22 protein-coding genes and 1 pseudogene are annotated in these 22,523 nt (G+C 61.1%); 7 read left to right on the top strand and 16 right to left on the bottom strand.

The genetic code is table 11. The features are described from left to right. Positions 1 to 218 precede the first annotated feature (218 nt). On the bottom strand, positions 219 to 3,644 hold the full coding sequence (locus NKI95_RS24510) for an acyl-[ACP]--phospholipid O-acyltransferase (RefSeq protein ID WP_352719827.1): 3,426 nt from the start codon (positions 3,642 to 3,644) through the stop codon (positions 219 to 221). Between the two features lie 122 nt (positions 3,645 to 3,766). Beyond that, a complete protein-coding gene (locus tag NKI95_RS24505) occupies positions 3,767 to 4,315 on the bottom strand; it encodes a hypothetical protein (protein ID WP_352719825.1) in 549 nt (182 codons plus the stop codon). Between the two features lie 336 nt (positions 4,316 to 4,651). Between NKI95_RS24505 and NKI95_RS24500 the strand changes: the two genes are divergently transcribed. After that, the gene (locus tag NKI95_RS24500) at positions 4,652 to 4,834 is read left to right on the top strand and encodes a hypothetical protein (RefSeq protein WP_352719823.1); all 183 of its coding nucleotides are present in this window, start codon (positions 4,652 to 4,654) and stop codon (positions 4,832 to 4,834) included. A 694-nt stretch (positions 4,835 to 5,528) separates the two neighbouring features. Here the strand turns inward: NKI95_RS24500 and NKI95_RS24495 are convergent. After that, a complete protein-coding gene (locus NKI95_RS24495; RefSeq protein WP_352719821.1) occupies positions 5,529 to 6,176 on the bottom strand; it encodes a helix-turn-helix domain-containing protein in 648 nt (215 codons plus the stop codon). 246 nt (positions 6,177 to 6,422) lie between these two features. Between NKI95_RS24495 and NKI95_RS24490 the strand changes: the two genes are divergently transcribed. Together NKI95_RS24490 and NKI95_RS24485 are read left to right on the top strand one after the other, a co-directional pair. Then, the gene (locus tag NKI95_RS24490) at positions 6,423 to 6,632 is read left to right on the top strand and encodes a hypothetical protein (protein ID WP_352719819.1); all 210 of its coding nucleotides are present in this window, start codon (positions 6,423 to 6,425) and stop codon (positions 6,630 to 6,632) included. Positions 6,633 to 7,031: 399 nt separating this feature from the next. Continuing rightward, positions 7,032 to 7,418, top strand: coding sequence for a hypothetical protein (locus NKI95_RS24485; RefSeq protein ID WP_352719817.1), 387 nt, complete (start codon positions 7,032 to 7,034; stop codon positions 7,416 to 7,418). A 47-nt stretch (positions 7,419 to 7,465) separates the two neighbouring features. Here the strand turns inward: NKI95_RS24485 and NKI95_RS24480 are convergent, their stop codons facing one another. Then, positions 7,466 to 8,992, bottom strand: coding sequence for an efflux RND transporter periplasmic adaptor subunit (locus tag NKI95_RS24480; RefSeq protein ID WP_352719815.1), 1,527 nt, complete (start codon positions 8,990 to 8,992; stop codon positions 7,466 to 7,468). Between the two features lie 3 nt (positions 8,993 to 8,995). Beyond that, complete coding sequence (locus NKI95_RS24475; protein WP_502908397.1) at positions 8,996 to 9,256, bottom strand: FtsX-like permease family protein; 261 nt, start codon at positions 9,254 to 9,256, stop codon at positions 8,996 to 8,998. A 24-nt stretch (positions 9,257 to 9,280) separates the two neighbouring features. On the opposite strand from NKI95_RS24475, the pseudogene NKI95_RS24470 reads away from it, so the two are divergent. Further along, positions 9,281 to 9,451 (top strand): annotated as a pseudogene (locus NKI95_RS24470) (glucoamylase family protein); the annotation flags it as partial. Positions 9,452 to 9,670: 219 nt separating this feature from the next. Here the strand turns inward: NKI95_RS24470 and NKI95_RS24465 are convergent. The 7 genes from NKI95_RS24465 to NKI95_RS24435 all read right to left on the bottom strand — a co-directional run bounded on the left by NKI95_RS24465 (position 9,671) and on the right by NKI95_RS24435 (position 16,129). Continuing rightward, complete coding sequence (locus tag NKI95_RS24465) at positions 9,671 to 10,117, bottom strand: pyridoxamine 5'-phosphate oxidase family protein (RefSeq protein ID WP_352719944.1); 447 nt, start codon at positions 10,115 to 10,117, stop codon at positions 9,671 to 9,673. Between the two features lie 363 nt (positions 10,118 to 10,480). Further along, positions 10,481 to 11,071: an NAD(P)H-dependent oxidoreductase gene (locus NKI95_RS24460; protein ID WP_352719811.1), complete on the bottom strand. Its 591-nt coding sequence runs from the start codon at positions 11,069 to 11,071 to the stop codon at positions 10,481 to 10,483. 154 nt (positions 11,072 to 11,225) lie between these two features. Continuing rightward, the gene (locus NKI95_RS24455; RefSeq protein WP_352719809.1) at positions 11,226 to 12,482 is read right to left on the bottom strand and encodes an MgtC/SapB family protein; all 1,257 of its coding nucleotides are present in this window, start codon (positions 12,480 to 12,482) and stop codon (positions 11,226 to 11,228) included. Between the two features lie 2 nt (positions 12,483 to 12,484). Beyond that, a complete protein-coding gene (gene trxC / locus NKI95_RS24450; protein WP_352719807.1) occupies positions 12,485 to 12,934 on the bottom strand; it encodes a thioredoxin TrxC in 450 nt (149 codons plus the stop codon). A 162-nt stretch (positions 12,935 to 13,096) separates the two neighbouring features. Continuing rightward, entirely contained in the window at positions 13,097 to 13,543 is a 447-nt protein-coding gene (locus NKI95_RS24445; protein WP_352719805.1) for a pyridoxamine 5'-phosphate oxidase family protein, read from the bottom strand. Between the two features lie 494 nt (positions 13,544 to 14,037). Then, positions 14,038 to 14,652: a response regulator FixJ gene (gene fixJ, locus NKI95_RS24440; RefSeq protein ID WP_352719803.1), complete on the bottom strand. Its 615-nt coding sequence runs from the start codon at positions 14,650 to 14,652 to the stop codon at positions 14,038 to 14,040. Beyond that, a complete protein-coding gene (locus NKI95_RS24435; protein ID WP_352719942.1) occupies positions 14,642 to 16,129 on the bottom strand; it encodes a PAS domain S-box protein in 1,488 nt (495 codons plus the stop codon). Before NKI95_RS24435 ends, fixJ begins: the two co-directional genes overlap by 11 nt. Positions 16,130 to 16,424: 295 nt before the next feature. Here NKI95_RS24435 and NKI95_RS24430 point away from each other — a divergent pair, with 295 nt between their 5' ends. From NKI95_RS24430 to NKI95_RS24420, 3 genes are all read left to right on the top strand, one after another. Continuing rightward, positions 16,425 to 16,736: a hypothetical protein gene (locus NKI95_RS24430; RefSeq protein WP_352719801.1), complete on the top strand. Its 312-nt coding sequence runs from the start codon at positions 16,425 to 16,427 to the stop codon at positions 16,734 to 16,736. Further along, positions 16,733 to 17,215, top strand: a complete 483-nt coding sequence (locus NKI95_RS24425; protein ID WP_352464060.1) for a universal stress protein — start codon at positions 16,733 to 16,735, stop codon at positions 17,213 to 17,215. The genes NKI95_RS24430 and NKI95_RS24425 overlap by 4 nt, the downstream gene beginning before the upstream one ends. A gap of 134 nt (positions 17,216 to 17,349) precedes the next feature. Continuing rightward, a complete protein-coding gene (locus tag NKI95_RS24420; RefSeq protein ID WP_292656670.1) occupies positions 17,350 to 17,619 on the top strand; it encodes a DUF6455 family protein in 270 nt (89 codons plus the stop codon). Between the two features lie 219 nt (positions 17,620 to 17,838). On the opposite strand, the gene ccoS is transcribed toward NKI95_RS24420, so the two are convergent. From ccoS to ccoG, 4 genes are read right to left on the bottom strand one after another with little or no spacing between them, the layout of a single operon-like run. Continuing rightward, positions 17,839 to 17,994: a cbb3-type cytochrome oxidase assembly protein CcoS gene (gene ccoS / locus NKI95_RS24415; RefSeq protein ID WP_292656569.1), complete on the bottom strand. Its 156-nt coding sequence runs from the start codon at positions 17,992 to 17,994 to the stop codon at positions 17,839 to 17,841. Next, a complete protein-coding gene (locus NKI95_RS24410; RefSeq protein WP_352464061.1) occupies positions 17,991 to 20,273 on the bottom strand; it encodes a cation-translocating P-type ATPase in 2,283 nt (760 codons plus the stop codon). The genes ccoS and NKI95_RS24410 overlap by 4 nt, the downstream gene beginning before the upstream one ends. Further along, positions 20,270 to 20,767 carry a FixH family protein gene (locus tag NKI95_RS24405; protein ID WP_352464062.1) on the bottom strand — a complete coding sequence of 166 codons (498 nt, stop codon included), beginning with the start codon at positions 20,765 to 20,767 and terminating at the stop codon, positions 20,270 to 20,272. Before NKI95_RS24405 ends, NKI95_RS24410 begins: the two co-directional genes overlap by 4 nt. Beyond that, a complete protein-coding gene (gene ccoG, locus NKI95_RS24400; protein WP_352719798.1) occupies positions 20,764 to 22,323 on the bottom strand; it encodes a cytochrome c oxidase accessory protein CcoG in 1,560 nt (519 codons plus the stop codon). Before ccoG ends, NKI95_RS24405 begins: the two co-directional genes overlap by 4 nt. Positions 22,324 to 22,523 lie beyond the last annotated feature (200 nt).

Below are 22,523 nucleotides of genomic sequence, written 5' to 3'. Positions count from 1 at the left end.
GGCGTCACCACCCCCGCTTGCCGTTCTGCGAGGTCCAGAACTGCTCGCCCTGAGTTCGGCAATCGGGATAGCTATATGTTTAAGTTTCCAAAGGTCAGACAGAGACGACCGCCTCACATCCTGTGATTTGCGGGACCTAGTGAAGTACCGGCGTTACTACGCGGGCGGCAAGTGGAGGGGACTGCGCGGGAAAGCGGGCAGCTTGGTTCGTCGGCCATTCAAGCGGCGTTAATCTTCATCTCTGCGCCGAGCACCATCTTTGTCACGGCGGCGAAGTCGAGCTTCCCCGAGCCGAGGACGGGCACTTTCGCAACGACGCGCACTCCGGCGGGCACCATCAGGTCCATGGCGCCGTTGGCCTTAGCGAAGGCCAGGAATTCGGCACGCGTGGCGTTGACGGCCTCGGTGATGAGGATCAGCTTTTCGCCCTTGCGCGCATCTGGCACGGCGGCGACCGCCGAGAGCGAGCCTTTCCACAATTCGCCCGCCAGCGCCTCGACGGCGGCCAGCGAGATCATCTCGCCACCGATCTTGGCAAAGCGCTTGGCGCGGCCTCGAATGGTGATGAAGCCGACATCGTCGACGGCGACGACATCGCCGGTGTCATGCCAGCCGTCTTCGAGCGGCTCGAGCAGGCCCGGCTTCTCGGTGCGCAGATAGCCTGCCATGACATTGGGCCCGCGCACGAAAAGCCGCCCGCCATCCTCGACGCCAGGCACCGGGTCCAGGCGATACTCCATACCCGGCATGATTTTGCCGACACTGCCGGAGCGGTTGTACATCGGCGTGTTGATGGAGATCACCGGCGCGGTTTCGGTCACGCCGTAGCCTTCGAGGATGCGCAGGCCGAACTTTTCCATATAGGTCGCGCGGGTCGAAGGCTTGACCGGTTCCGCGCCGGCAAAGCAGTAGCGCACTGAGCGGAAGTCGTAGGGGTGTGCGGTGCGGGCATAGCCGGCAAGAAACGTATCGGTGCCGAAGATGATCGTTGCGTTTGAGGCATAAACAAGCTCCGGCACGATCCGGTAGTGCAACGGCGAGGGGTAGAAATAGACCGGCACGCCCGAGATCAGCGGCAGCACCGTGCCCGCCGTCATGCCGAAGGAATGGAAGATCGGCAGCACATTGAAGACCTTGTCGCCCGAATGGAAGTCGATACGCGAGGCGGCCTGCGCGGCATTGGCCAGGATGTTGCGGTGGGTGAGCACCACCCCCTTGGGCGTGCCTTCGGATCCCGAGGTGAACAGGATCACCGCCGGATCTTCAGACTTGCGGGCGACCCGGGGTGCGCTTTTGCGCAAAAGGCCGAGCAGCTTATCCTTGAGGCCAATAGTGGCCCGCAGATCATCAAGCCACACAATATCGACCGAGCGGCCGAGTTCCTCGACAACGGCGCCAAGTTTCGCTTGTTCGACAAAGGCGCGCGAGGTCAGCACGGTGCGCACCTCGGCGGCCTTGCAAGCGGAGAGGATGTTGGCCGCGCCGGCAGTGAAGTTCATCATCGCGGGAACCTTGCCGGCCGACATGACGCCGAGCAGTGTCGCACAGGCGCCATTAGCGTTGGGCAGCATGATACCGAGCGTCTGCTGGCCGGCATAGAGATGTTCGAATTTCTCGCCAAGCACGGCAGCCGCTGTCAGCAGCTTGCCGTAACTCAGCGAACCGGTGACCGGGTCCTGCACGGCCAGCTGCTTCATGCCGCGTTCGTTCGCCGTCTGGATGATCTTCTCCAGCACGGTCTTCTTGATGTCCTGGGTGCGGAAGAGGAGGTCCGACATGACCTGGTAGAGGGCAGCGCCCGCCGCTGCGCGGCGCTTCCGGCCCTTCAGATCCGGCGCTACTTGAAGTTTGACGGGCTCCAGAATGGTCACCTTGACCTTCGGGAACAGCCGGCGACGAACATGCTGCGAGGTCAGCCGCGAAAAATAGCTCTTCTCCAGGCCGTCGATGCGCACGGGCACGACCATCGAGCCGGTCTTGTCGGCCACCATGGCGGCACCGTCATAGACCTTCATCAGGCCGCCGGTCACGGTGATCCGGCCTTCGGGGAAGATGACCAGCGGATCGCCGCCTTGCACGACCTTGATAAGCGTGCGGGTCGACATCGGCTTGGCCGGATTGAGCGGCAGGGCGCGGGCGAGATTCATAAACGGCTTCATCCACCAGGCCTGGGCGATGGTGTAGTCGATGGCAAACACCGGCTCCTCATCGGTCAGAGTCAAAGCCAGCGGGCCGTCGAGGAAACTGACATGGTTGAGCGCCAGGATGGGTGCCGGGCCGGCCGCCTTGAGGTTTTCCAGCCCCTCCACCTCCAGACGATGGAAGGCTCGGAACAGAATGGAAACGAAGTCGCGGAAGGCGTTGGTTGGCAGATATCTCAGCATCAGCCAGGCGGCGACCACGTTGAGTGCGGCGAGGCCGAACAGGATACCTCCAGTGGAGACGCCCGCTGTTTGAATCGCGGCGACGAGTATGCCGCCCACCGTCATGAAGCCTGCATTGACGATGCTCACGGCGGCGACGACGCGGGCGCGGCTGGCTTCGGGCGCCCAGGCTTGCACGGCGGCGAAGGTCGGCACGACAAGAAAGGCGCTGGCAATAGCCATGCCGGCAAGGTCGATCGCAACATGGACCGTGTTTGGTCCGGCGAAGAATGTTGCGAGCGTTTCGGCCCTAAGCGAAGGCTGCATGCTCCAGATGGTCCAGGCCAGGTCCAAGCCGAATAGTGCCATCAACGCCGTGCCAACCGGGGCTGGCAAGAGCACGATGCGGCCCTGCGACATCCATGCGGCTATGGCAGAGCCAATCGCGATCGAGACGGCGAACACCGCGAGATAGGCGGTGACAGCGATTTCTCCGCCACCGAGCGAATCCTTGACCAACGTAGGCAGGATCGAAAGGACAATGGCCCCGATCAGCCAGAACCACGACGTCATCAGTCCGGCGCGCCAGATCCGCTTGTCGGCACGCAAGCTGTTGACCTGTCGCCACGTCGAGCGAAAGATGTTTTTGTCGATGACCAGGTCGGGAGCCGCAGAACCGGTTGACGGAATGTATCGGCTGACAAACCAGCAACCGATGGCGAGGATCATCATCATCGGCCCAAAGACCGAGACGCCTATGCCATCGGCCGAGACAACGCCTCCGGCGATAGTGCCGCCGAGGATGGCGGCGAAGGTTGCCGATTCGATCCAGGCATTGGCGCGGGGCAATTCCTTGCGCTCGAGATGATCCGGCAGGATGCCGTACTTTATCGGTCCGAACAGTGCCGAGATGATGCCGAACATGAGCAACGCCATAATCAGCACCGGGATCGACGACAGCGCGATCCCAACGACTGCGACAGCAGCGGCGGCGATCTCGGCGAATTTCAGCCGACGGGCGATGAGCGCCTTGTCGAACCGGTCGGCGATCTCGCCACCAAGGGCGGACAGGAGCAGGAAAGGAGCCATGAAGACGGCACCCGCCAGGGTGACCAGTGATGCCGCCTTGTCCGCCGCCAGGGTGAACAGAATAAGGAAAACCAGCGTGTTCTTGAGGAAATTGTCGTTGAAGGCGGACAGGAACTGCGTCCAGAAGAGAGGCGCAAAACGCCGTGAACTCATCAGATGACTGTTCGTATGGTTGTTCGTGACGATTTCCATAGCGGCGACTTCCATTGGGCAGACCGTTGAAGATCCTGGTCGGATCGATCAGCGGTCTTGCGCGGTTTGAGCCTTTTTGTAGTGGGAACCCGATTACGCTTCGTTACTGCGGCTCACATTGATCAGCAGCTTTTCGGTGTTGCCGGTTGATGAAGCAGCTTGCCTCTTCCGCGTCTCGCGGTGTCTTGGTGATGGTTCGAGGTATCCACGAGCCTGGTCGCGGCCATCGGGCAGAACCCTGGGCCGCTATGCTTGCCCCATGAAATTGATGCGGCCGTCATCATCCAGGCGGCGATAGCGAAAGTGGGCGTGGTCAACGTTTGCAGGCGCTTGAACCCTCGGGAGCATAGCTGTTGGAGATCATCGATATTGTCTTTTGGTTTCAGGGTGAGGTTGCGCCGGCGTTGGTCTGTTTCCGGGTTCGATACAATCAGCCGGTCTTGCGACAGTCTTCGCAGCCGGTCGAGGACGGCGTCAGTGAGCCGGCTCGCTTCATCGGCATGAGCGGTGACGGCATACGTCATCAAAGCAATAAGACTGCCCGCATCCTCACCCCGTCGTTTGGTCGAAAGTAAGGTGGGACAATCAGGGTGCGCAGACTTGTCATTACTGATACTGCGCTTCACCCCAGCTTTTAGCGTGCGCCCTTCGGCATATGCGTGGTTCACCATTCCTTCACTTTATTAGCGCACGTTCATATGCGGACATGTTGGTGTAGCTTGTACGTGCCCAAAGCCCCGGCGCATCGACCCAGCGCTGGGGCTTTTTTTGTCCGCCTGGCAATCCGCGTGTTCCCCAGACAGGGGCGTGAACTGCGCAGTCGCCCTTGAGGTGAGTTCGCCGCTGTGGTGTCCTCTTGCATCGACCAAGGTTAAGGCGATGCCATCGACTTGAGTATAGCTGTGCGTGTTTTGACATTTCGACGTCGCGGTGTCGGATTATTTGCATGCAAACCAGTTTCACGACGCTATCCTCCCATCCTCAACGGAAGATTCTGGGAGGAGTGCATGGCTGCGCATGAGCAACATGTCGTTGAAATCGTTAGGGACAACGGGTGGTCGGTTCGCGTGACGGTCAGCGGCACCACCACCACGGTCCCTTTTACATCAGAGAGCTACGCGCGCTCGTTTGCAGACGGTCAGGCATTCCGGCTGGGCGTTCAGGTCGCGGAGATCAAGCAGGCCGCCTAGCTGCGCGCTTGGCCCAAAGCCGCATGGCAATTGAAGCCCGAGTGACCAAAGTCGGTTGAAATTAGCCGTTGAGCGGCACAAGAGGGCTGCGGTTTCACCGCGAGTGCTGAGATAACTCGCTTCGATGGCGGCCGCGCCCTCGTGGTTGCGGCGTCCTTGTTACAGACGACGGTGCTGGCTTGCAGAAGGTTGACAGCGCCTGCATCGTCCAAACTCGGAGCCCTCATCACGGCGAAATTGCCGGGATGCTTGCCGAAAATGCGAGGGCAATTCGACGTCACCCACCTCCGCTGGGACGAAGGTATCCATCATCTGCAGCGGGTCGGCTGCGGTTGCCCGGTTGAAGCGGTCGTAGGCCTGCTTGGCGGCCTTCAAAGACAGGCCATCTGAATCGGCGTCCCAGTGGGATCCTCATCAGGGGTCGAGCGGCAAGCGCGCACGCGAGTTACCGCGCTTCGCGGGCTGTCCAATCAGCCGGCCGGCTCGTAAACGCCGGCAGCCTCGTTGGCAGCTGCGAGCACCGCTTTCATGTCGCGTTGTTGAGTACAACGAGATCGGCTACCGAGCCGCTGGCCCGCACCGCCAACGAACTGAAATCCCGTGCCTGTGTATTATTGCTGACCCTTCCGCAAGCGTTTGGGCTTGAAGCGGCAACGCTTACGGTCTGCCACGCGCGGCAAGTGACCAAGTAGCCTCACTCGCTCATCGCATGAAGCACGTCGTGCTTGATGATCTCGATGCTGCGCAGATTGAGCAGGCGGATGACGCCTTTGTCTTTCAGCCGGGTGAAAACCCGCGATACGGTTTCGATGGTGAGGCCGAGATAATCGCCGATATCCATGCGCGACATCGGCAGTTCGACCTGTCGCAAGCCGCCCTGTCGCTCCGCCATGTCGACCAGGAACGCGGCGACGCGTTCGATGGCATTCTGACGGCCGAGAACCAAGAGATGTTCCTGCGCTCTCGTCAGGCCCTTGAGAGCCAACGGCAGCAGCTGACGGGAGAGATCCGCACCAGTGGCAAAGCGGAAGACGCGGACACCCACGGCGTTGATGGCTTCGGCGAAAAAATGATGGGTGGTGTCGGCTTCGAAACCGAATGTCTCTCCGGCCAGATGGAAGGCACTTATCTGCCTGCGACCGTCCGCAAGCAGGCGGTAAACACGCACGGCGCCAAACTCGACCTGATAGAAGGCTCCGGCCTTTTCACCTTGCGCATAGATTTCCGAACCGCAGCGAAAGAAGCTGACCGACTGTAGCGGTGTCGGATCGAATGCCGTAGGCAGGCTCGACTGTAAGGCGTGCAACGGCAGTGAAATTCTGGAGCTCGATTGGGCGTGCATGGCTGTTTCCCGGTTGATCCGTAACACAGCAATCGCGCGAATCAGCAGGTCGCGAAATTCGGTTCTATCCCTACGGGAAACTACCTAGTGCTTGGCTGGGAAAGCGGTGAAGGCCGGCAGCGTGCCTACGCGGCGCTCGCCTTCTCGGGAACTTGCGTATGCTTCTGCCGACTTGTGCCGCATTGAAATTGTCGGAGCACGCAATCATCAGCGTCGGTCGACAGCCGTCATACTGGCAGACTGGCAATGGAAACGCGGTTTCGACACGTCGGCAACCGGGCCGAAATCCGCCGCCTGCAATCGCAACCGAAATCACTGGTGAGGATGCAGGAGTGGGCAAATGAAAGCCAGATCGCCAAGATCGGAATCAGAGCCGTCGACATCATCGACGTCGACATGGCTCGCATTCAGATGATCTTCCCGGGTAAGCCCGACGAGGCGACCGGTGGGCGCTGAAAGCCAACGGCTTTCGCTGGTCGCCGTCGTCGCAAGGCACTTGGCACCGCCATCTTAACGAGGCCCGGACGATGGGTGGACGAACTGGTGATGAAAGCCATCACCGCCGAGGACGCCTGGTGAACCGCGCCGAAAGGGATCGCAATTCTTCGAAGTTATGGAGTTTTTCGGGAATGGCGATCCTTTCTTTGGTGGCGAGGCCGAGGGACAATTGATCGAACAGTTCGCGAGATGCCGATTCGCGCAGTCGCGCCAACTATGCTCTGGCTGCAACGCATCCAACGTTACCATCCATCCTGACATGAACGCGCCGGCAGTCATGCTACTGTGGAAGCGCAGCTGGCCGATCCTACGACATCGTTCTGGCAGCCTGCCATGAAGTGAAGAGGAGAGTTCACCATGTCCAGGAGGAATCGCCGCGCCTTGCTTCTCAACTCCGCCAACGCCGTTGTCGCCTCGACGGTTGCGGCATCGGCTTTCGCCACAAAGCCGCGACGGGAGGACCGGGAACCGTCCCGCGATCTGCGGGCGCTGATCAATGCGCACAAGGCAGCGTACGCGGCATTCGGCAAGGCGATCCACGAAATGGGCGGCAGTAACCGCGACCACGACAGAGCCAGCCGGGCTGAGGAAAGGGCGCTGCTGGCTGTATGCGCCTATCCTGCGGTCAGGGAAGGTGATCGCCGGTCCAAGGCCCGATATCTTTTGAAGATCGAGGCGCGCGGTGAGCTCGACTTGGCAGAGCATATGCAAGCTCTTCTCCGCTCGACGATGGGGGAGGGATAGGACCGGGATTGCGTGTCCTGCTTCTCGTCGATGCCATTCGTGTGCAGCTAGAACCAGGCGTCGAGCCAGTTGCCTATGCCTCGCTCGATAGCATATTGCGAGCGGCATAGAGTTCGCCAATGAAGTCGGTGATCAAGGTCGAATTGATGCCGTCCGGCGGGCGCAGGAGTAGCGCGCGGAAATTGACGGCTGGCTCGAATGGCCTGGCCAAAATACCGCCGATCATGCCGTCCGCAACGACGGAGGGATTGACCATGCCCTTCGCTGCAAGGATAGCGATGGTCAGGCCGTAGGGCGTTTCGATCAGGATGCGCGGCCGTACCCCATGCGCGGCCAGGATCTTGTCTCCTTTGTTGTCCACCCGCCAGTTCCCGCTGGACGGTCACGCCGTCCGTGACCCTGTCGCTCGGGTGCAGTACCACGCGATCGCCTGGGGCAAGGCCCGACAGAACCTCCGCCGTACGGCTGTTTCGCTGACCGATCTTGATGATGGATACCCGTGTACGGCCGTCCCTTACCGCGAATACCGCCCAGTCGTCTCCTTGTCTGAACAGGGCAGCCACCGGGACGGCCAGGATGTCATGGCCTTTCCAGATCGTGACATGCACGATCACGCGGTAATCATGTCCTAGCGCCGACCACTTCGCCGGAGGGTCGGTGAAGTCGATCGTCGTGCGGACCCGTTGTTCCTCGATGCCAAGGGCTGAAACCTTGGTGAAGCCCGCCGGATCGACGCGGGAGACGCGGCCCTGGACCGGCAGTCCACCCCAGTTGTCGATCCAGACTGGCGCGCCTTGCTTTATGCGGACAGCGTCGGTCGACAACAGGTCCGCGACGATTTCGAGATCGAGCGGGTCACCGATTTCGATCAGCGGGGCACCAGCCTGGACCACACCTTCGCTCTCCTGCATGATCTTTAGGACGCTGCCGCTTACGGGGGCGCGCAACTGTATGCAGCAGGCGGGATTCAGCTCCGGCGCGGCACCCGATTGTTCGCCAAGTCGCGCTGCAACGCTGTCACGCTCGTTTCGGCGGACCTCGAGTTGGGCTTTCGCACTGGCAAGAGCTGCTTCATTGGTCTCAACGTTGAATTTGGCTGTGTCGAGAACCTTTAGGGAGATCGCTTCTGTGCGCGCCAGCGCCTCGGCCCGCCGGAGCTCCGTTCGCGAAAATGAAAGCGCGGCTTCGATCCGACGGGTTTCGGCTGCCGCAAGGTTCACGGCCGCGTCGGCCGCAGCCAGTGCCGCCCGCAGCTCCTCATGGGTGCGTGCGTCGTGAAAGCCCGGCAGCGTCGGCTGCATCACAGCCATGACGGTTTCGTCCTTGGTGACCTGATCTCCCACGTGACGCGGCGGAGAGATGCGCAGGACTTTGCCGGCGATAGGAGCCGACACTGTATAGACGTGGCGCACGCGCGTTTTCGCCTCGTCCTCGATCGTGACCTCCATCGGACTTTTCGTCACCGTCGCAAGGTCCACAGCAATGGGCCGCGGCCATGCGAACCAGACCGCGCCGGCCCCCAACAGCGTCACAGCCGCGATCCCAAAAATTCGTTTCATCCAGATTGCGCGCATGGTTCAATCTCGCGTCTTGAGAACGGTGACAAGGTCCAGCTCGTTGAGCCTTCGGCGAACCACGACAGCGGAAAGCACGGCTGCGGCGAGCACGATGGCGCTGGCGAAGACATAGGTGGATTGCTCGACGATCAGGCGCACCCGCATCAGTTCGCCTGCCAGGTTCTTCTGCATGATCCAGGCAAGGCCATAGCCAATCAGCCATCCGGGCGGCTGCGCGATCAGCGTGAGCAGGGCGAGTTCGAGTAGGAGGATGCGCAACACTTCGCCCCGAGTGTTTCGCCTTGGCACTTCGGCCTCAACGAAGGGCCGGTTGTCCTGATGCTCGAGAACGACCGCAGCGGCCTCTTGTGGCGGCTGATGCGCTCGTGCCGGTACATCCGCAGCGGCTTGCAACGGGCGGGGTTCGAGGGCGGCTGGTTGAGGGAGCTCGAACCAGGCCCGACGCCAACTGCTTGATCGGCTTGGCCGCGGAGGAATGAACAGGCCGAGAAACAGGGGAGCGTCGTAGTCACGACCTTTCCTTTGGCGAAGCGTTCCCGGACAATTCGGCGCTGGCCCCGGCCGGCAAGCCGCGATGACGGCGCGCTGACAATTCAGGCAAAAACGATCGGGCCGGCGCAATCGACTGCAGGGTGCCGCTCGCCGTTCGGCGCATGCATCGAACGGCGGAAACAGCTATTCGCTTGCTTCACGGCCCGACACCTCTTCAACGAGAATCCGGAAGAAGAGGGGCGGCGAGCTGTCTGACACGGGAGGTATGACTGGCTTGAGGGCACCAGGCTCCCACCAGTCCGCGTGCTTGCTCAACACTGACCATGCATGACCGCGCTGATACTCGTGGCCGATCCGGTCACTCAGTTCTTCATAGCGGCCGTAGACAACGACGCTTCTCCATCCGCGGCCTTGGCCGTGTTCCTCTACCTGGGCGCACACCAAGGGATTGGCTCTCATCCATTCGATCTTCTTGCCTAGCAAGGAAAACGCATAGAGGTGAGTGTCAGCGTAGGCGTAGTTGAAGCACACGACGTAGGGCTGTCCGTCCTTCGCGCATGCCAGATGGCCGACGCGATTGGCCGCCAGCAATTTCGTGCATTCCAAACTGGAAAGTGTACGGATCCGCATCGATGCGATCTCCTGTTTTTTGTATTTCACATCTTGGCAGCCGCACTCGCAATGACGTGGATCAAACTGCTGCGTCCGCTTGGTCGGCAGGGCTCGGTCGCCCCTCGGAATGCGCGCGCGCCAATGGCAGCGGTAGCTTCAGGCTTGGGACATCTATTCCGGCCGTCGTCATGGATGCTCTCCTGAGTTGAAGATCTCGATGGGAGGCAATGAACCGGGAAACAAGGGCCGGCGCTTTGATGCGGGTCAAACAAAGTTGCAGTGCTGACCGGCGCTTCGCAAAGCCGTGCCAATTCTCATGGTCGGCCACCTTTGCATTCGTGCGAAAGGGGAGCTTTGCTGTTCCGGTTGAAGACAACCGTGCTAAAGCGCCCGCTTACCGAGCCTGCGCATTTGTTCGACCCATTTCGCCCGTGTCGTATCGGTGGCACCCGCGACCATGCCGAACAAGGTTTCGCGCACCGGGCTCACGCCGGCGAAACGCAGAATGCTCCGCCGCATGCCGGCAATGCCGTGGCTGAGGAACCATAGCCGGTAAAGGATGGCAGGCATGCCCATCGTGACCACGACGCGGGCGGAGCGGCCGCGAAGCAGTTTCCTGGGCAGGCCGCCACCCTTGTCCGGGTAGGCAAAGGCAGTTTCCGGCCGAATCACCTGTTCCAGAAAAGCCTTGAGCAGAGCCGGTACGGTCCCGAGCCACAGCGGAAAGACAAATACAATGTGCTCCGCCCAGACTATCGCTTCAGCGGCGTCCTCTAGGCTGTCGGGAATCGCGCCGTGCTCGAACTCCTGCAACGTCCGAAGCATTGGAAAATCGAGTGCCGCGAGGTCGACCCGGCGGACCATATGCCCCGCCAGTTCTGCACTTTCGCCATAGGCCCTGGCGAGATTACGGCAAAGCCGGTGTGGCGACGGATCGGGATGGCCGAGAACAATCAAGATGCGCCGCGGCATGGGTTACCTCCGAGGCGGCTTGGCAGCAACCGGACGTGCCGTAATTTCGGGGCGTGACCCTTCAAGCTGATCATGGCCTACTCCTTCGTGGAGTTTCATAAAACGGCTGTCCGGCTTGGCCCTTGATCGGCATCAAAGAGGCCGGATCTCGGCGCTACCAGAAGGTCGAGGGCGGCAACATCGTGCCGTAGCCGGCTATTGCGGCGACGAGGGTTGCACCTGCGAGCGGCAACCAGAACCTGATCGGGCCGGCAAATGCGGCCAGCGACAGGCGGCAGATCGCGTTTGCTGCCAGCGCCGCGAGCACCGCCTGGCCAATGGTCTCGACAGGGACCGAATGCTTGACCAGGCGCAAGGCACTGAGCACCGAGACATCGACATCGAATGTGCCCGCAAGCGCCGAACTCGCCAGCAAGCCGCGTCCGCCGAATTGAGCAGCCAATGCAGCGCTCGCGGTCGCGACGATCGCAAACAGCAGGGCGAAGAGCAGCAACGGGCCTAGGTCGAAGGGATTGCGCGCGACGCCGGCACCCTTGCGATCCCCGCTGTTCCGAGCCAGGAGCAATGCTCCGCAAACAGCGAAGGAGAGCGCCGCGACAATTGCGGGAATGCCGACCGAAGGGAACACGCTTGGCTCAACGATCAGAACCACAGCGCAGACGCGTAGCAAAGAAACCATTGCGGCCAGCGACGCCGCGCCAGCGAGCGGCAGAGGATTGCTTGCCGACACGGCGTTGCGGGCCAGCGCCACGGTTACGGCGGTGGAAGAGACGATCGCGCCGGCGAGCGAGCTGACGAGCAGGCCGCGGGTGGTCCCCAGGACGCGAACGGCGACATAGCCGGCGAACGATATCGACGCCATCAGCACCGTGAGGAACCAGACTTCCCATGGATTGAAGCCGCCCCATGGATCCATCGTCCGGTTTGGCAGCAAGGGCAGGATGATCGCGCTCATCACAGCCAGGATCAGCGCGGAACGAAGCTCGATCCAAGTCAGTCGCTTCAGGAGGCCGTGCAGGATTTCCCGACTGGCAAGGATGGCCGCGAGTGCTGCTCCTCCTGCAGAAGCGGCGCGGTAATCGCCAGCGACGGACAATGCACCGAGCGCGAATACGCAAAGGGCTGCTATTACCGCCGTAACACTGAAATCCTCATCATGGGCTGCCTCACGCGCCTTGTACCAGGCGAAGATTGCCGCAAAGGCGATGAAACCACCGACCAGCACGGACACTGCGTCGAGAGCATCGGCCAGAGCTGCGAGAATGCCGCCGAGCAGACCGGATATGCCGTAGGTTCGAATTCCGGCCGTCCGGCTACGATCGGGCGCTTCCCGCTCTCGCCAGCCGCGCTCCAGTCCGACGAGCAGGCCTATAGTTAGTGCAAGTCCGAGCCGGGCGATGAGCGGATCCACGATTAGGCGCCGGCCACAGGCAGGTGGTCGCGGATCCACCTGACGATCTGCCCCGCCTTCATTGCGCCGGATGTGCGTGCAACCTCATGTCCGCCATGGAACAGGATCATGGTCGGGATGCCGCGAATGCCGAGCCTGGCTGAAACGGCCTGCTCATTATCGGAGTTGAGCTTGATCAGCCGAACATGCGGTTCCAGTTCGTTTGCTGCGGCTTCATATGCGGGCGCCATCATCTTGCAGGGCCCGCACCATGGCGCCCAGACATCCACGACAACGGGAAGGGTGCCTCGCTTGACCTGACGATCGAAGGTTCGTGCGTCGACGTCCTCGGGGTGGCCGGAGAACAGCTTTTTCCCGCACTTTCCGCATTTTGCGTTTTTGGCATCGCGCGCTGGCGGCAGTCGATTGATCCCGCCGCATTTGCTGCAAACCACCAGATTTTCCTGCGCCATCGCCCTTCACCACTGGTATACATGCGCCACAGAGTGCCTATCCCCAAGCTGGCTCGAACTTCCAATGTTTTTTTGCGCGATGGACGGTTTTAGCGTGAAAACGGATTGCCCGGCACAATCCACGGCGGCTGTGCGCCCGCGGTGTTCGGACGGGAAAGCACGCTATTCCTTTGCTTCCCGACCCGACGCCTGCTTGATAATGATCCTGAAGAAAACATGCGGAGTGCTGTCCGAAACAGGAGGCGTAACCGGCTTCAGAGCGCCAGGCTCCCACCAGTCGATGTGCTTGCTCAACACCGACCACGCATGGTCGCGCTGAACCTTGTAGCCGATCCGGTCAGGCAGTTCTTCATAGACACCGTCGACAATCACGCTTCTCCATGCCCGTCCTTGGCCGCGTTCATCGACCTGGACGCACACCAGCGGATTGGCACGCATCCAGTCGACCTTTTTGCCCGGCATGGAAAATGCATAGAGGTGATTGTCGGCGTGGGCATAGTAGAACGGCACGACGTAGGGGTGTCCATCCTTGGCGGATGCCAAGTGGCCGATCCGGTTGGCCGTCAGCAATTTTGTACATTCCAAAGCAGAAAGCGTGCGGATCAGCATCGGCGCGATCTCCTGTTTTTCGTGACAGCACGGTGTCGCCGGTGCTCCATCGACTCTGATATTCGGCATCGCGGATCGTAGCCCTGCCGCCAGGGAGGTCATTGATCACGATCAAGGAGTCGGTCGGCCGACAGATGAATCGACAACCGTGGCTAGGCCGCCGGTGACTCGCATGGCGGCCCATGTCAGTGTCAGGGTCCATACCGGAGTGGGGATTCGGAAAATGATCCAGATCAAGGCGGGGCCTGCTGCTCCCACCCATCATAGGGGATGATGTGGAAGCCGATCTCAAGCGCTCCGTTCGATCGTGAGCTGGAACTCGCCGTCCTCGATGAGGATGGCGAACATGCGCTTATCTTTCCTTGCATAAAGGAGCGAGAAGGCTGGAAGAACGCCGCCACCCGCGCACGCATCGACGTTCACCCGACCCACTGGCGAGACTGGGTGCCGGATAGGGTTCCGCTAAACGACGGGAAGTCTCTCCGCGACTCGCTTTAACGTTTGGATTCCACAACCAACGCCATGCGCACGAGATGCGACAGACTGCTCGCGGCCATCTTGCTCATGACATTGGCGCGATGGATCTCGACCGTGCGCGGGCTGATGCCGAGGTCATAGGCAATCGTCTTATTGGGCAGGCCGGACACAAGGCCGTCCAGCACTTGTCGCTCCCGCTCCGACAGGGCCGCCAGACGACCACGGATTTCCACGCCTTGGGGGTGTGTTGTCTCCGTCCGATTGCGACTGTCCAATGCGGAGCGGATCGCTTCGATCAGCAGCTCGTCGTCAAACGGCTTTTCGATGAAGTCGGCGGCACCTTCCTTCATCGCCTGAACAGCGAGGGCCACATCGGCATGACCCGTCATGACGATGACCGGAAGCGTATGCCCGCGGGTCCGGAGCTGTCGCAGGAACTCGATGCCGTCAATGCCCGGCATGCGCACATCGGTCACAATGCAGCCGTCGAGATTGCCCGTGGCCGTAGCCAGAAAAGCTGTCGCCGATTCGTACAGGCGAACGGCGAAATCAGCCGTCGCCAGGAGAAAACCAAGCGATTTGCGAACGTCGACGTCGTCGTCGACCACGTGCACAAGATGGTTACCGGTCATTGGCGACCTCTTCCTTCTCCACGATGCGCAAGGTGAACCGGAACGCGGTTCCTCCAGTCGGTATTGCCTCGGCCCAGATGTGGCCCCCATGCGACTCAACGATTGTACGGCAAATAGAGAGGCCGACGCCCATGCCCTGTTTCTTGGTGGTGACAAATGGCTGGAAAAGCTGTGCGGAGACTTCGGGCGCTAGACCAGTGCCTGTGTCGATCACGCTTACCTCTGCCATGCCGTCGTCACGGGCCACGGTCATGACTTGCAACTCGCGGCGTGGCACGCCTTGCATGGCTTCTATCGCGTTGCGCATCAAGTTGAGCAGAACCTGCTGAATCTGGATGCGGTCGGTCAAGACCAGTTCGGCGGCGGGATCAAGCTTGTAGCTGACGCGCACGTCTACTTCTCTTGCACCGACCAGGGCCAGGGACGAGGCTTCCTCGATCAGTGTGGGCAGGCGTTCGACCTGGCGCTCGCTCTCGCCTCTTGCGACGAAGTCCCGAAGGTGGCGAATGACGTCTCCGGCCCTCAAGGCCTGTTCCGCTGCCTTTTCCACGGCCTCCCTCAACATCGGCGCGTTCTCTTCCGTGCTTTTTTCGAGAAGCCGGCGGCTGCCTTTAAGGTAGTTCGTGATTGCCGTGAGAGGCTGGTTGATCTCATGCGCCAATGTCGAAGCCATTTCGCCCAGCGCGGTAAACCGCGCCATGTGTAGAAGCTCCTGCTGCTGCTCCTGTATTCTTGCTTCCGCTCTGTAGCGTTCGGTCAGATCCCGGCAGAAGCCGGTAAAGAAGCGGCCGGTCCCAGGATGCATTTCACCGACGGCAAGTTCCATCGGAAAGGTTGAGCCATCCTTACGCATTCCAGTGACGGTGCGGCCGAGCCCGATGATGCGGCGTTCACCGGTCGTCAGATAGCGGTGGAGATAAGCGTCATGCTCTTCGCGATAGGGCGACGGCATCAGCAGACTGACATTTTGTCCGAGCACCTCGCTCGACTGGTAGCCGAACAGCGTTTCGGCAGCGGTGCTGAAGGATTGAATACGGCCCTGTTCGTCGATGACGACCATTGCATCGGGCACCGTTGCCAGGATCGAACGCAAATGATCTTCGCGCAAGCGCAGGGCGGCGTTCGCAAAGGAGAGCTCGCTAACATCGGTGCCTTCGACGAAAATAGCCGTGACGCGACCGTCGTCGGCCTTGATGGGCTGATAGACGAAATCGAGGATGCGCTCTTCGACCGGCTCGTCATGGCTGTTGCGAAGGGCGACCTTCACGCCCTGACCCCTGTAGGGTTCGCCCGTTTCGCACACCTGGTCCAGCAGTTCGTAGAAACCTTGACCTTCGAGCTCGGGCAGGGCCTCGCGTACCGACTTTCCTATCACTTGCCTTTGGCCGATCAGGCGCTGATAGGCGGCGTTGGTCAACTCATAGACATGACCCGGCTCACGCATCAATGTCATGAAACCGGGGGCTTGCTCGAACATCTGGGCCAGCCGGTCGTGTTCGGCCGTGGTCTGCCCCTGGCCGCGAACGTCGGTCGACAAGTCACGTGTTTGTCTGTCGTCCAAATCAAGTCCTTTGATCAGGGAACCCGCAACGCAGTCTAGTTATCATTCATCGCTCTTTCTGCACACGCAAAACCATGATGCCAAATAGTCGCGATCAAGCCGGTTGCTAATGCACTTTGACGCGCATCAAGGCGCCGCAGGCCAATGCACCCCATGCTGCGTTCAACTGCTCCAGCGAAAGGCGCCTCCAGTGTCCTACAAATCAATTGCCGTGAACCTCGCCATCGATGCACCTCCTACGGCCATGGTGAGCCTCGGGGTTGAACTTGCTGAAAACTTCGGCGCTCACCTTATCGGCCTCGCGGCTGCGGATGTCCCGCCTCTGGTCGCGACTGGCGACGGTATGGTCTACGAAGGCGAGATCATGCAGATCCAGCGAACGGAAATCGAAAAACGGCTCGCCGAACTGCGCGCCGACTTCGAGAGGCTGGTTCCTGCCTCGATCTCAAGCGAATGGGGTCAAGCCGTCTGCAGCCCGACGCGCTTCCTCAGCGTTTGGGCCCGTGCGGCGACCTCATCGTGACCGGCGGCGACAAAGGAGAAAATGTCTATCGCACCGTCGATATCGGTAGCCTTGTACTCGGCACAGGCCGGCCAGTACTCGCCGCTGCAAGCCATATCGAACATGTCATGGCAAATACCGTGCTGGTCGCCTGGAAGGACACCAGGGAGGCGCGACGGGCGCTGACCGACGCATTGCCCTTCTTGGCCAAGGCCAACGACGTCGTCATCGCCACAATCGACAGCGAGCGCGACGACGGCATCCGTGACAGCCTCGCTGATGTCGCAGTCTTTCTTGAGCATCACGGCATCATGGCGCGGACCGAGTTCATCCGCGGCGACGCTGACGGTGAGCATCTGTTGGCATTTGCGAGCTCAATCAACGCCGATCTGATCGTTTCCGGCGCATATGGCCACAGCCGCCTGCGCGAATGGGCATTCGGTGGAGTCACGCGCACGTTGATCGAAGAAAGCAGCATCAACCGACTCATGTCGTATTGACCCCCGGCCGCATCGCAAGTCCGCCAGTTGCGGCATTCACGCGAGGGTCATCGTCCGCAGACGGCCCGTTGACCGAGATCAATGCAGCGGTCGCCGAGATGACAATGATATGGCGGGAAACGGGAGTGACCGACATGACTTTTCTCGACTACCTGATCTCAGTTGACGCTAGGACAGCCTTGATGGGCCGCATGATGCGGAAGCTGGGCGTCGACAAACAATTGAAGATCGTTCCAGACAATATAGCCGTCACCAATCGGGCGGTGGACCGCTGCCGCGCCTGCGGACACCAGGACGAATGCTCGACCTGGCTCGACGAGCAGCAGCAAGCCGACGATCCGCCAGACTATTGCCGCAATCGCGACCTGATCGCGCGGCTGCAGCATGCGGCCGGTCAGCGATAGGAGCGTCTCCGGCCAAATGGCAGTTTGCGTCACTAACGTCGCGCTGGCCGCCTCATGGCGGTCAACCAACACGAGACCATAAGAGATTGTCACTCACGGCACCTCGGCCAGCGATGCGCCCAGGATCACCTCTTCAAGCCCTCATCCGCGCCCTGATCTTCATCAGTTTCAACGGGTACTGCCGGCGGCATCGCCATCATGTCGGCACCGCGGAGCCAGTCAGCTTTCAGGTCTGTCATCTCGGTCGATGAGGATGCGCTCCGCGGCTCCGTCGAGGTCCTCGTATTGCCCGCTCCTCAAAGCCCACAGAAACCCAGATAGCCCAAGAGCACCGAGGAACAGGGCCACAGGTATCAGATAGACGAGCGTCGTCATGACGATCGCGCCAGTGCGCCGATGGCGGACCGGTTGCCGCGCCTGCCCACCGTCTCCGGTGCGTTCGTCGCAAAGGACGCCAGGCGTAATGCATTTCCGATGACAAGCAGCGACGAGGCGGACATGGCGATTGCGGCGATCAACGGTGTGACGTGCCCCGAAATGGCGATCGGCACGGCGACGGCATTGTAGATAATCGCGATGGCGATGTTTTGCCGGATCAGTCGTCCGGCCTTGCGCGAGACGTCGAGGGCAAGGGGTACGGCCGAAAGGCTTTCGCGCAGGAACACGAAGTCCGCTGCCTTGCGGCCGACATCGGCGGCCGTGGCTGGAGCTATCGAGACGTGTGCCGCGCTTAGCGCAGGGGTGTCGTTGAGGCCGTCGCCAACCATCAGCACCTTGTGGCCGTCCTTCGCCAGCGTTTCGATATGTTCTACCTTGCCCGAAGGAAGCAGCGCCGGAACAAAGTGATGGATGCCCAACGCCGCCGCCACCTCGCCGCAGGCAGCGGCGGTGTCGCCCGACAGCATTTGCGCGGAAACCCTCGCGTTGTTTAATTGCTCGATGGCCGCTCTGGCGTCTGCACGCAACGCGTCCTCGAAGACGAAGGAAGCCACAATGATCCCATCTTTCGTCAGAACCGTTCCGCCATATCTGCTTTCGCCCCCGGTTCGGGCCTTCCACCCGGCCCATCCGCGCCTACCCAGCCGCCAGGTGCTGCCCGCGGCAGTGGCTTCGATGCCGAATCCGGGGTGCTCGCTGACAGCCTCGAGCTTTGGCTGGCCGGCGAAACCTGCAAAGTTGGCAATGGCCTTTGAAAGTGGGTGACGGGAATGCGAGGCCATATCGGCTGCGATTGCCAGCATAGTCGGGTGGATGGATGGTGCGTTGACGAGTTGGGGCTGTCCGAGCGTTAGCGTGCCGGTCTTGTCGAACACCGCGACGTCGATTGCCGCCAAGCGCTCCATGGCGGAACCGTCCTTGACCATGACGCCAGCTTCGAACAGCCGGCGCGCCGCAACAACCTGCACGATCGGTACGGCAAGGCCGAGCGCACAGGGACATGTGATGATGAGGACGGCGATGGCGATCGTCGTTGCCCGGTGCCAGTCGCCGATGGCCACCATCCAGCCGAGAAACGTCACGAAGGCGGTCAGATGGACCACCGGCGCATAGAGCGCCGAAACGCGGTCGGCGATCCGGCGATAATGCGCGCGACCGCCCTCGGCCGCTTCCATTAGTCGGACCATCTCTGCCAGGAAAGAGTCTTTTGCGGCGGCTGTCGCCTCGACCGTCAGTGGGCCCGTGAGATTTAGAATGCCTGCCTGTACGGCTTCTCCTGACGCCACGGTTCTGGGAGCGCTCTCACCGGAAACCAGCGAACAGTCGAGATCCGAGGAGCCTCGAATAATCTTGCCGTCGACCGGAATCCGCTCACCCGCCGCGATCAGCAACTGCATGCCGGGTTCTATCTCGCCAACCGGCCGGTAGTCGCGCGTGCCATCATCACGCATCACCAAGGCGCCACGCGCCGCGAGCCGTGACAGGCCGTTCACCGCGGTCCGGGCACGCTCCCGCATCACGTGATCAAGCGTGCGGCCGATCAGCAGGAAGAACAGCAGCGATACCGATGCGTCGAAGTAAGCGTGGTCGCCATGGTTGATGGTTTCGTAGAGGCTCATCGCGTAGGCGAGTGAGACCCCAACAGCAATCGGCACATCCATGTTCATGCGGCCGTGGCGCAACGCGTTCCATGCCGAGCGGAAGTAAATGCCGCCGGCGAAGGCGAGGGCAGGGATGGCAATCAGCGCCGAGATCCAATGGAACAGGTCGCGGGTCGGACCTTCAGCGCCGGACCAGACCGAGACCGAAAGCAGCATGATGTTGCCCGCCGCAAAGCCGGCAACCGCGACGGCGCGGATCAGTTCCGAAAGCGTCTTGTCTTTTTCATCAACCTCGGGCTCCAAAAGATGCGCTGGGTAGCCCAGCCGCTCAAGCGCAGCGACGAATGGCGGTGCCTCATTCCCACGCCATCGGATCGAAACCCGTTTCGTCGACAAGTTGACCCTTGCGTCTTCGAGGCGATCGAGCTTTTCGAGTGCTGTCTCGATCGTCTGTATGCAGGCGCCGCAGTGAACAGTCGGCACTGAGAGATCGGTCTGGTGAAGATCATCGCCAAGCGAGCGGCTCGCCAATTTGACTTCATGGTTCGACGGCAAGACGGGTGTGACCCTATCGAGGGCCAGCGCCATTTCAGCGCCCGGCGCGCAGCAGCTCATTGCAGCGCTCCTTGGGAAATCATGATCCGACGGACATCGCGGTAGGGTTCGGCGAGACCAGCATCGGCATCGACTTCGACGATCCAGACGCCATCTCTCGGCGTGTGCTGCGTCGCAAATTCCTGGCCTGTAGTTGAGGCCAGAGTGAGGGACTTGTCCTCCGCCTCGTAAGCGGGGTGGCGAAACAGAACCTTCACAGAATGCAGGGGAATGGGCTTGCCGGCGGCATCGCTGAGGCTGTAGCGGACCTCGCCCCATGCGATGGTGAGTTTGCTGGTCCAGCCGAGTGCGGTCTGCGCGCGCCCCTCCTCGGCCTTCTTGTTGAACTGCTGGCTCGCCACATAGGTGTTTTCAACGACAAGACCGGTCCAGCTCGTGCTGGCCAGCGTCGCCATGGTCACATTCACGCCAACAACCACGCCGAAAAAGCCGAGAATGGTAAGCAGCATATGCCTTCCGGTAAATTCGCGGGGCCTTCGCATATTGACGCTCATCTAAGGATCTCCGGTGCGTTGAACGTGGCCGTGTATTCATCGACTTCGAAACTTGCCTTGTCTTCGACCCGGAACTTGAATGTCTGCGCTTGCCCCTTGAGCTGTTCAGCCGGCTGGCGGACGAAAACCTTCAGCATCTTCAGCCGGTCTGGTTCGACGGCGATGGCAAATGAGCGATCTGCAGGCAGGTCGATCCCGACGACGTTCATTTCGGCGCGTTGTAAGCCCTGCATGGTGACGACAATCGTCCTTGGCTCGGGGATCATGTTGAGCAGCTTGACGGTGTAACCATTGCGGATCGAACCATCGGACAGCGTCACGAACTGCGGATTGCGGTCGTGCAGAACGCTGACGTCGAGCCGGTCGCGCGTCAGCAGCGAATAGAGCAGGGCAAGGCCGATCGCCGACCACGCGCCCATGTAGACGAAGGTGCGTGGCCTGAAGATTTTACGGAGATGGAAATGGGCCAACCTATCGGAGAAAGCGCCGCCGTCGGTCCGCACGAGCGACGGGTTCACCGAGCAAGAGCCGCCTGCGGTGGCTACCGCCATGTTGGCGCTGTAATCGGACAGCGTCGCATAGGAGATCAGTCCCCGCTCCTTGCCGAGCTTGTCCATGACGCCGTCGCAAGCGTCGATGCAGAGCGCGCACGTGATGCATTCGAGCTGCTGGCCGTCGCGAATGTCGATCCCCATCGGGCAGACGGCGACACAGGCATTGCAATCGACGCAGTCTCCAACCGGCTGCCCCGCGGCAAGCACCTTCTTGGCGTGGCGCGAACGCGGCTCGCCGCGCCAATCATTGTACGTTACGGTGAGCGAATTCTCGTCGAGCATGGCCGCCTGGATGCGCGGCCATGGGCACATATAGGTGCAGACTTGCTCGCGCATCAGTCCGCCGAACGTGTAGGTGGTCGCCGTCAGCACCGCGATGGTGATGTAGGCGATGGGCGCTGCGGTCCCGGTGAAGACCTCTCGAATTAAAGTTGGCGCATCGGCGAAATAGAAGATCCAGGCACCCCCCGTTGCCGCGCCTATGACCAGCCAGATAGCGTGTTTGGATGCACGCAGCACAAGCTTGCGCGCGGCCCAGGGGCCGGCATCGAGTTTCATGCGCGCGTTGCGGTCGCCCTCGATCGCGCGTTCGACCACCAGAAACAGGTCGACCCATACGGTCTGTGGGCAGGTATAGCCGCACCAGGCCCGGCCGACCGTAGAAGTGACCAGGAAAAGGCCGATGCCGGCCATGACCAGCAGTCCGGCAACATAGTAGAATTCCTGCGGCCAAATCTCGATGAAAAAGAAGTAAAAGCGGCGATTGGCGAGATCGATCAGCACAGCCTGGTCCGGGGCAAACGGCCCCCGATCCCAACGCAGCCAAGGCGTCAGGTAGTAAATGCCCAGCGTGATTGCCATCACCAGCCACTTGAAGCGACGAAAGCTGCCTGAAGCGCGCTTCGGGAAGATCTTCTTGCGTGCGGCATAGAGCGGCTGACGCGTTTTGGCCGAGTTGACCGCCTCGGCCTCAAGTCGCTCTACCTGAATGTTGTCCAGCACCAATATCTCCAGTCGCGCAGCCGATCATTTTGCCGTGCAACCGGACATCTCTGATGTGGAGCGACGTCCGGAATGCAGCGTGCTAGCCAAGCTTTGCCGCATGATGGGCCGCGCCGCGTTGATGCAAGTCAATCGCCGATGCCTCAAATACGATCGAGGCCCGGCGCAAGCCGGGCCCGTCGCTTAGCCGGCGGAGGGCC

It is taken from the genome of Mesorhizobium sp. M0306, from assembly GCF_040321655.1.
Classification (GTDB): Bacteria; Pseudomonadota; Alphaproteobacteria; order Rhizobiales; family Rhizobiaceae; genus Mesorhizobium.
The sequence above is the reverse complement of the archived record's forward strand: the minus strand, read 5'-3'. Positions and strand labels throughout refer to the sequence as shown.

Excerpts from the sequence above, each read along its gene's own strand:
- fixJ (WP_352719803.1), bottom strand. The coding sequence starts at position 14,652 with ATGACCGGTAACCATCTTGTGCACGTGGTCGACGACGACGTCGACGTT.
- NKI95_RS24420 (WP_292656670.1), top strand. The coding sequence starts at position 17,350 with ATGACTTTTCTCGACTACCTGATCTCAGTTGACGCTAGGACAGCCTTG.
- NKI95_RS24490 (WP_352719819.1), top strand. The coding sequence starts at position 6,423 with ATGGAAACGCGGTTTCGACACGTCGGCAACCGGGCCGAAATCCGCCGC.
- NKI95_RS24460 (WP_352719811.1), bottom strand. The coding sequence starts at position 11,071 with ATGCCGCGGCGCATCTTGATTGTTCTCGGCCATCCCGATCCGTCGCCA.
- NKI95_RS24495 (WP_352719821.1), bottom strand. The coding sequence starts at position 6,176 with ATGCACGCCCAATCGAGCTCCAGAATTTCACTGCCGTTGCACGCCTTA.
- NKI95_RS24510 (WP_352719827.1), bottom strand. The coding sequence starts at position 3,644 with ATGGAAATCGTCACGAACAACCATACGAACAGTCATCTGATGAGTTCA.
- trxC (WP_352719807.1), bottom strand. The coding sequence starts at position 12,934 with ATGGCGCAGGAAAATCTGGTGGTTTGCAGCAAATGCGGCGGGATCAAT.
- NKI95_RS24500 (WP_352719823.1), top strand. The coding sequence starts at position 4,652 with ATGGCTGCGCATGAGCAACATGTCGTTGAAATCGTTAGGGACAACGGG.
- NKI95_RS24435 (WP_352719942.1), bottom strand. The coding sequence starts at position 16,129 with ATGTTCGAGCAAGCCCCCGGTTTCATGACATTGATGCGTGAGCCGGGT.
- ccoS (WP_292656569.1), bottom strand. The coding sequence starts at position 17,994 with ATGACGACGCTCGTCTATCTGATACCTGTGGCCCTGTTCCTCGGTGCT.
- NKI95_RS24505 (WP_352719825.1), bottom strand. The coding sequence starts at position 4,315 with ATGGTGAACCACGCATATGCCGAAGGGCGCACGCTAAAAGCTGGGGTG.
- NKI95_RS24480 (WP_352719815.1), bottom strand. The coding sequence starts at position 8,992 with ATGCGCGCAATCTGGATGAAACGAATTTTTGGGATCGCGGCTGTGACG.
- NKI95_RS24445 (WP_352719805.1), bottom strand. The coding sequence starts at position 13,543 with ATGCTGATCCGCACGCTTTCTGCTTTGGAATGTACAAAATTGCTGACG.
- NKI95_RS24410 (WP_352464061.1), bottom strand. The coding sequence starts at position 20,273 with ATGAGCTGCTGCGCGCCGGGCGCTGAAATGGCGCTGGCCCTCGATAGG.
- NKI95_RS24485 (WP_352719817.1), top strand. The coding sequence starts at position 7,032 with ATGTCCAGGAGGAATCGCCGCGCCTTGCTTCTCAACTCCGCCAACGCC.
- NKI95_RS24405 (WP_352464062.1), bottom strand. The coding sequence starts at position 20,767 with ATGAGCGTCAATATGCGAAGGCCCCGCGAATTTACCGGAAGGCATATG.
- NKI95_RS24465 (WP_352719944.1), bottom strand. The coding sequence starts at position 10,117 with ATGCGGATCCGTACACTTTCCAGTTTGGAATGCACGAAATTGCTGGCG.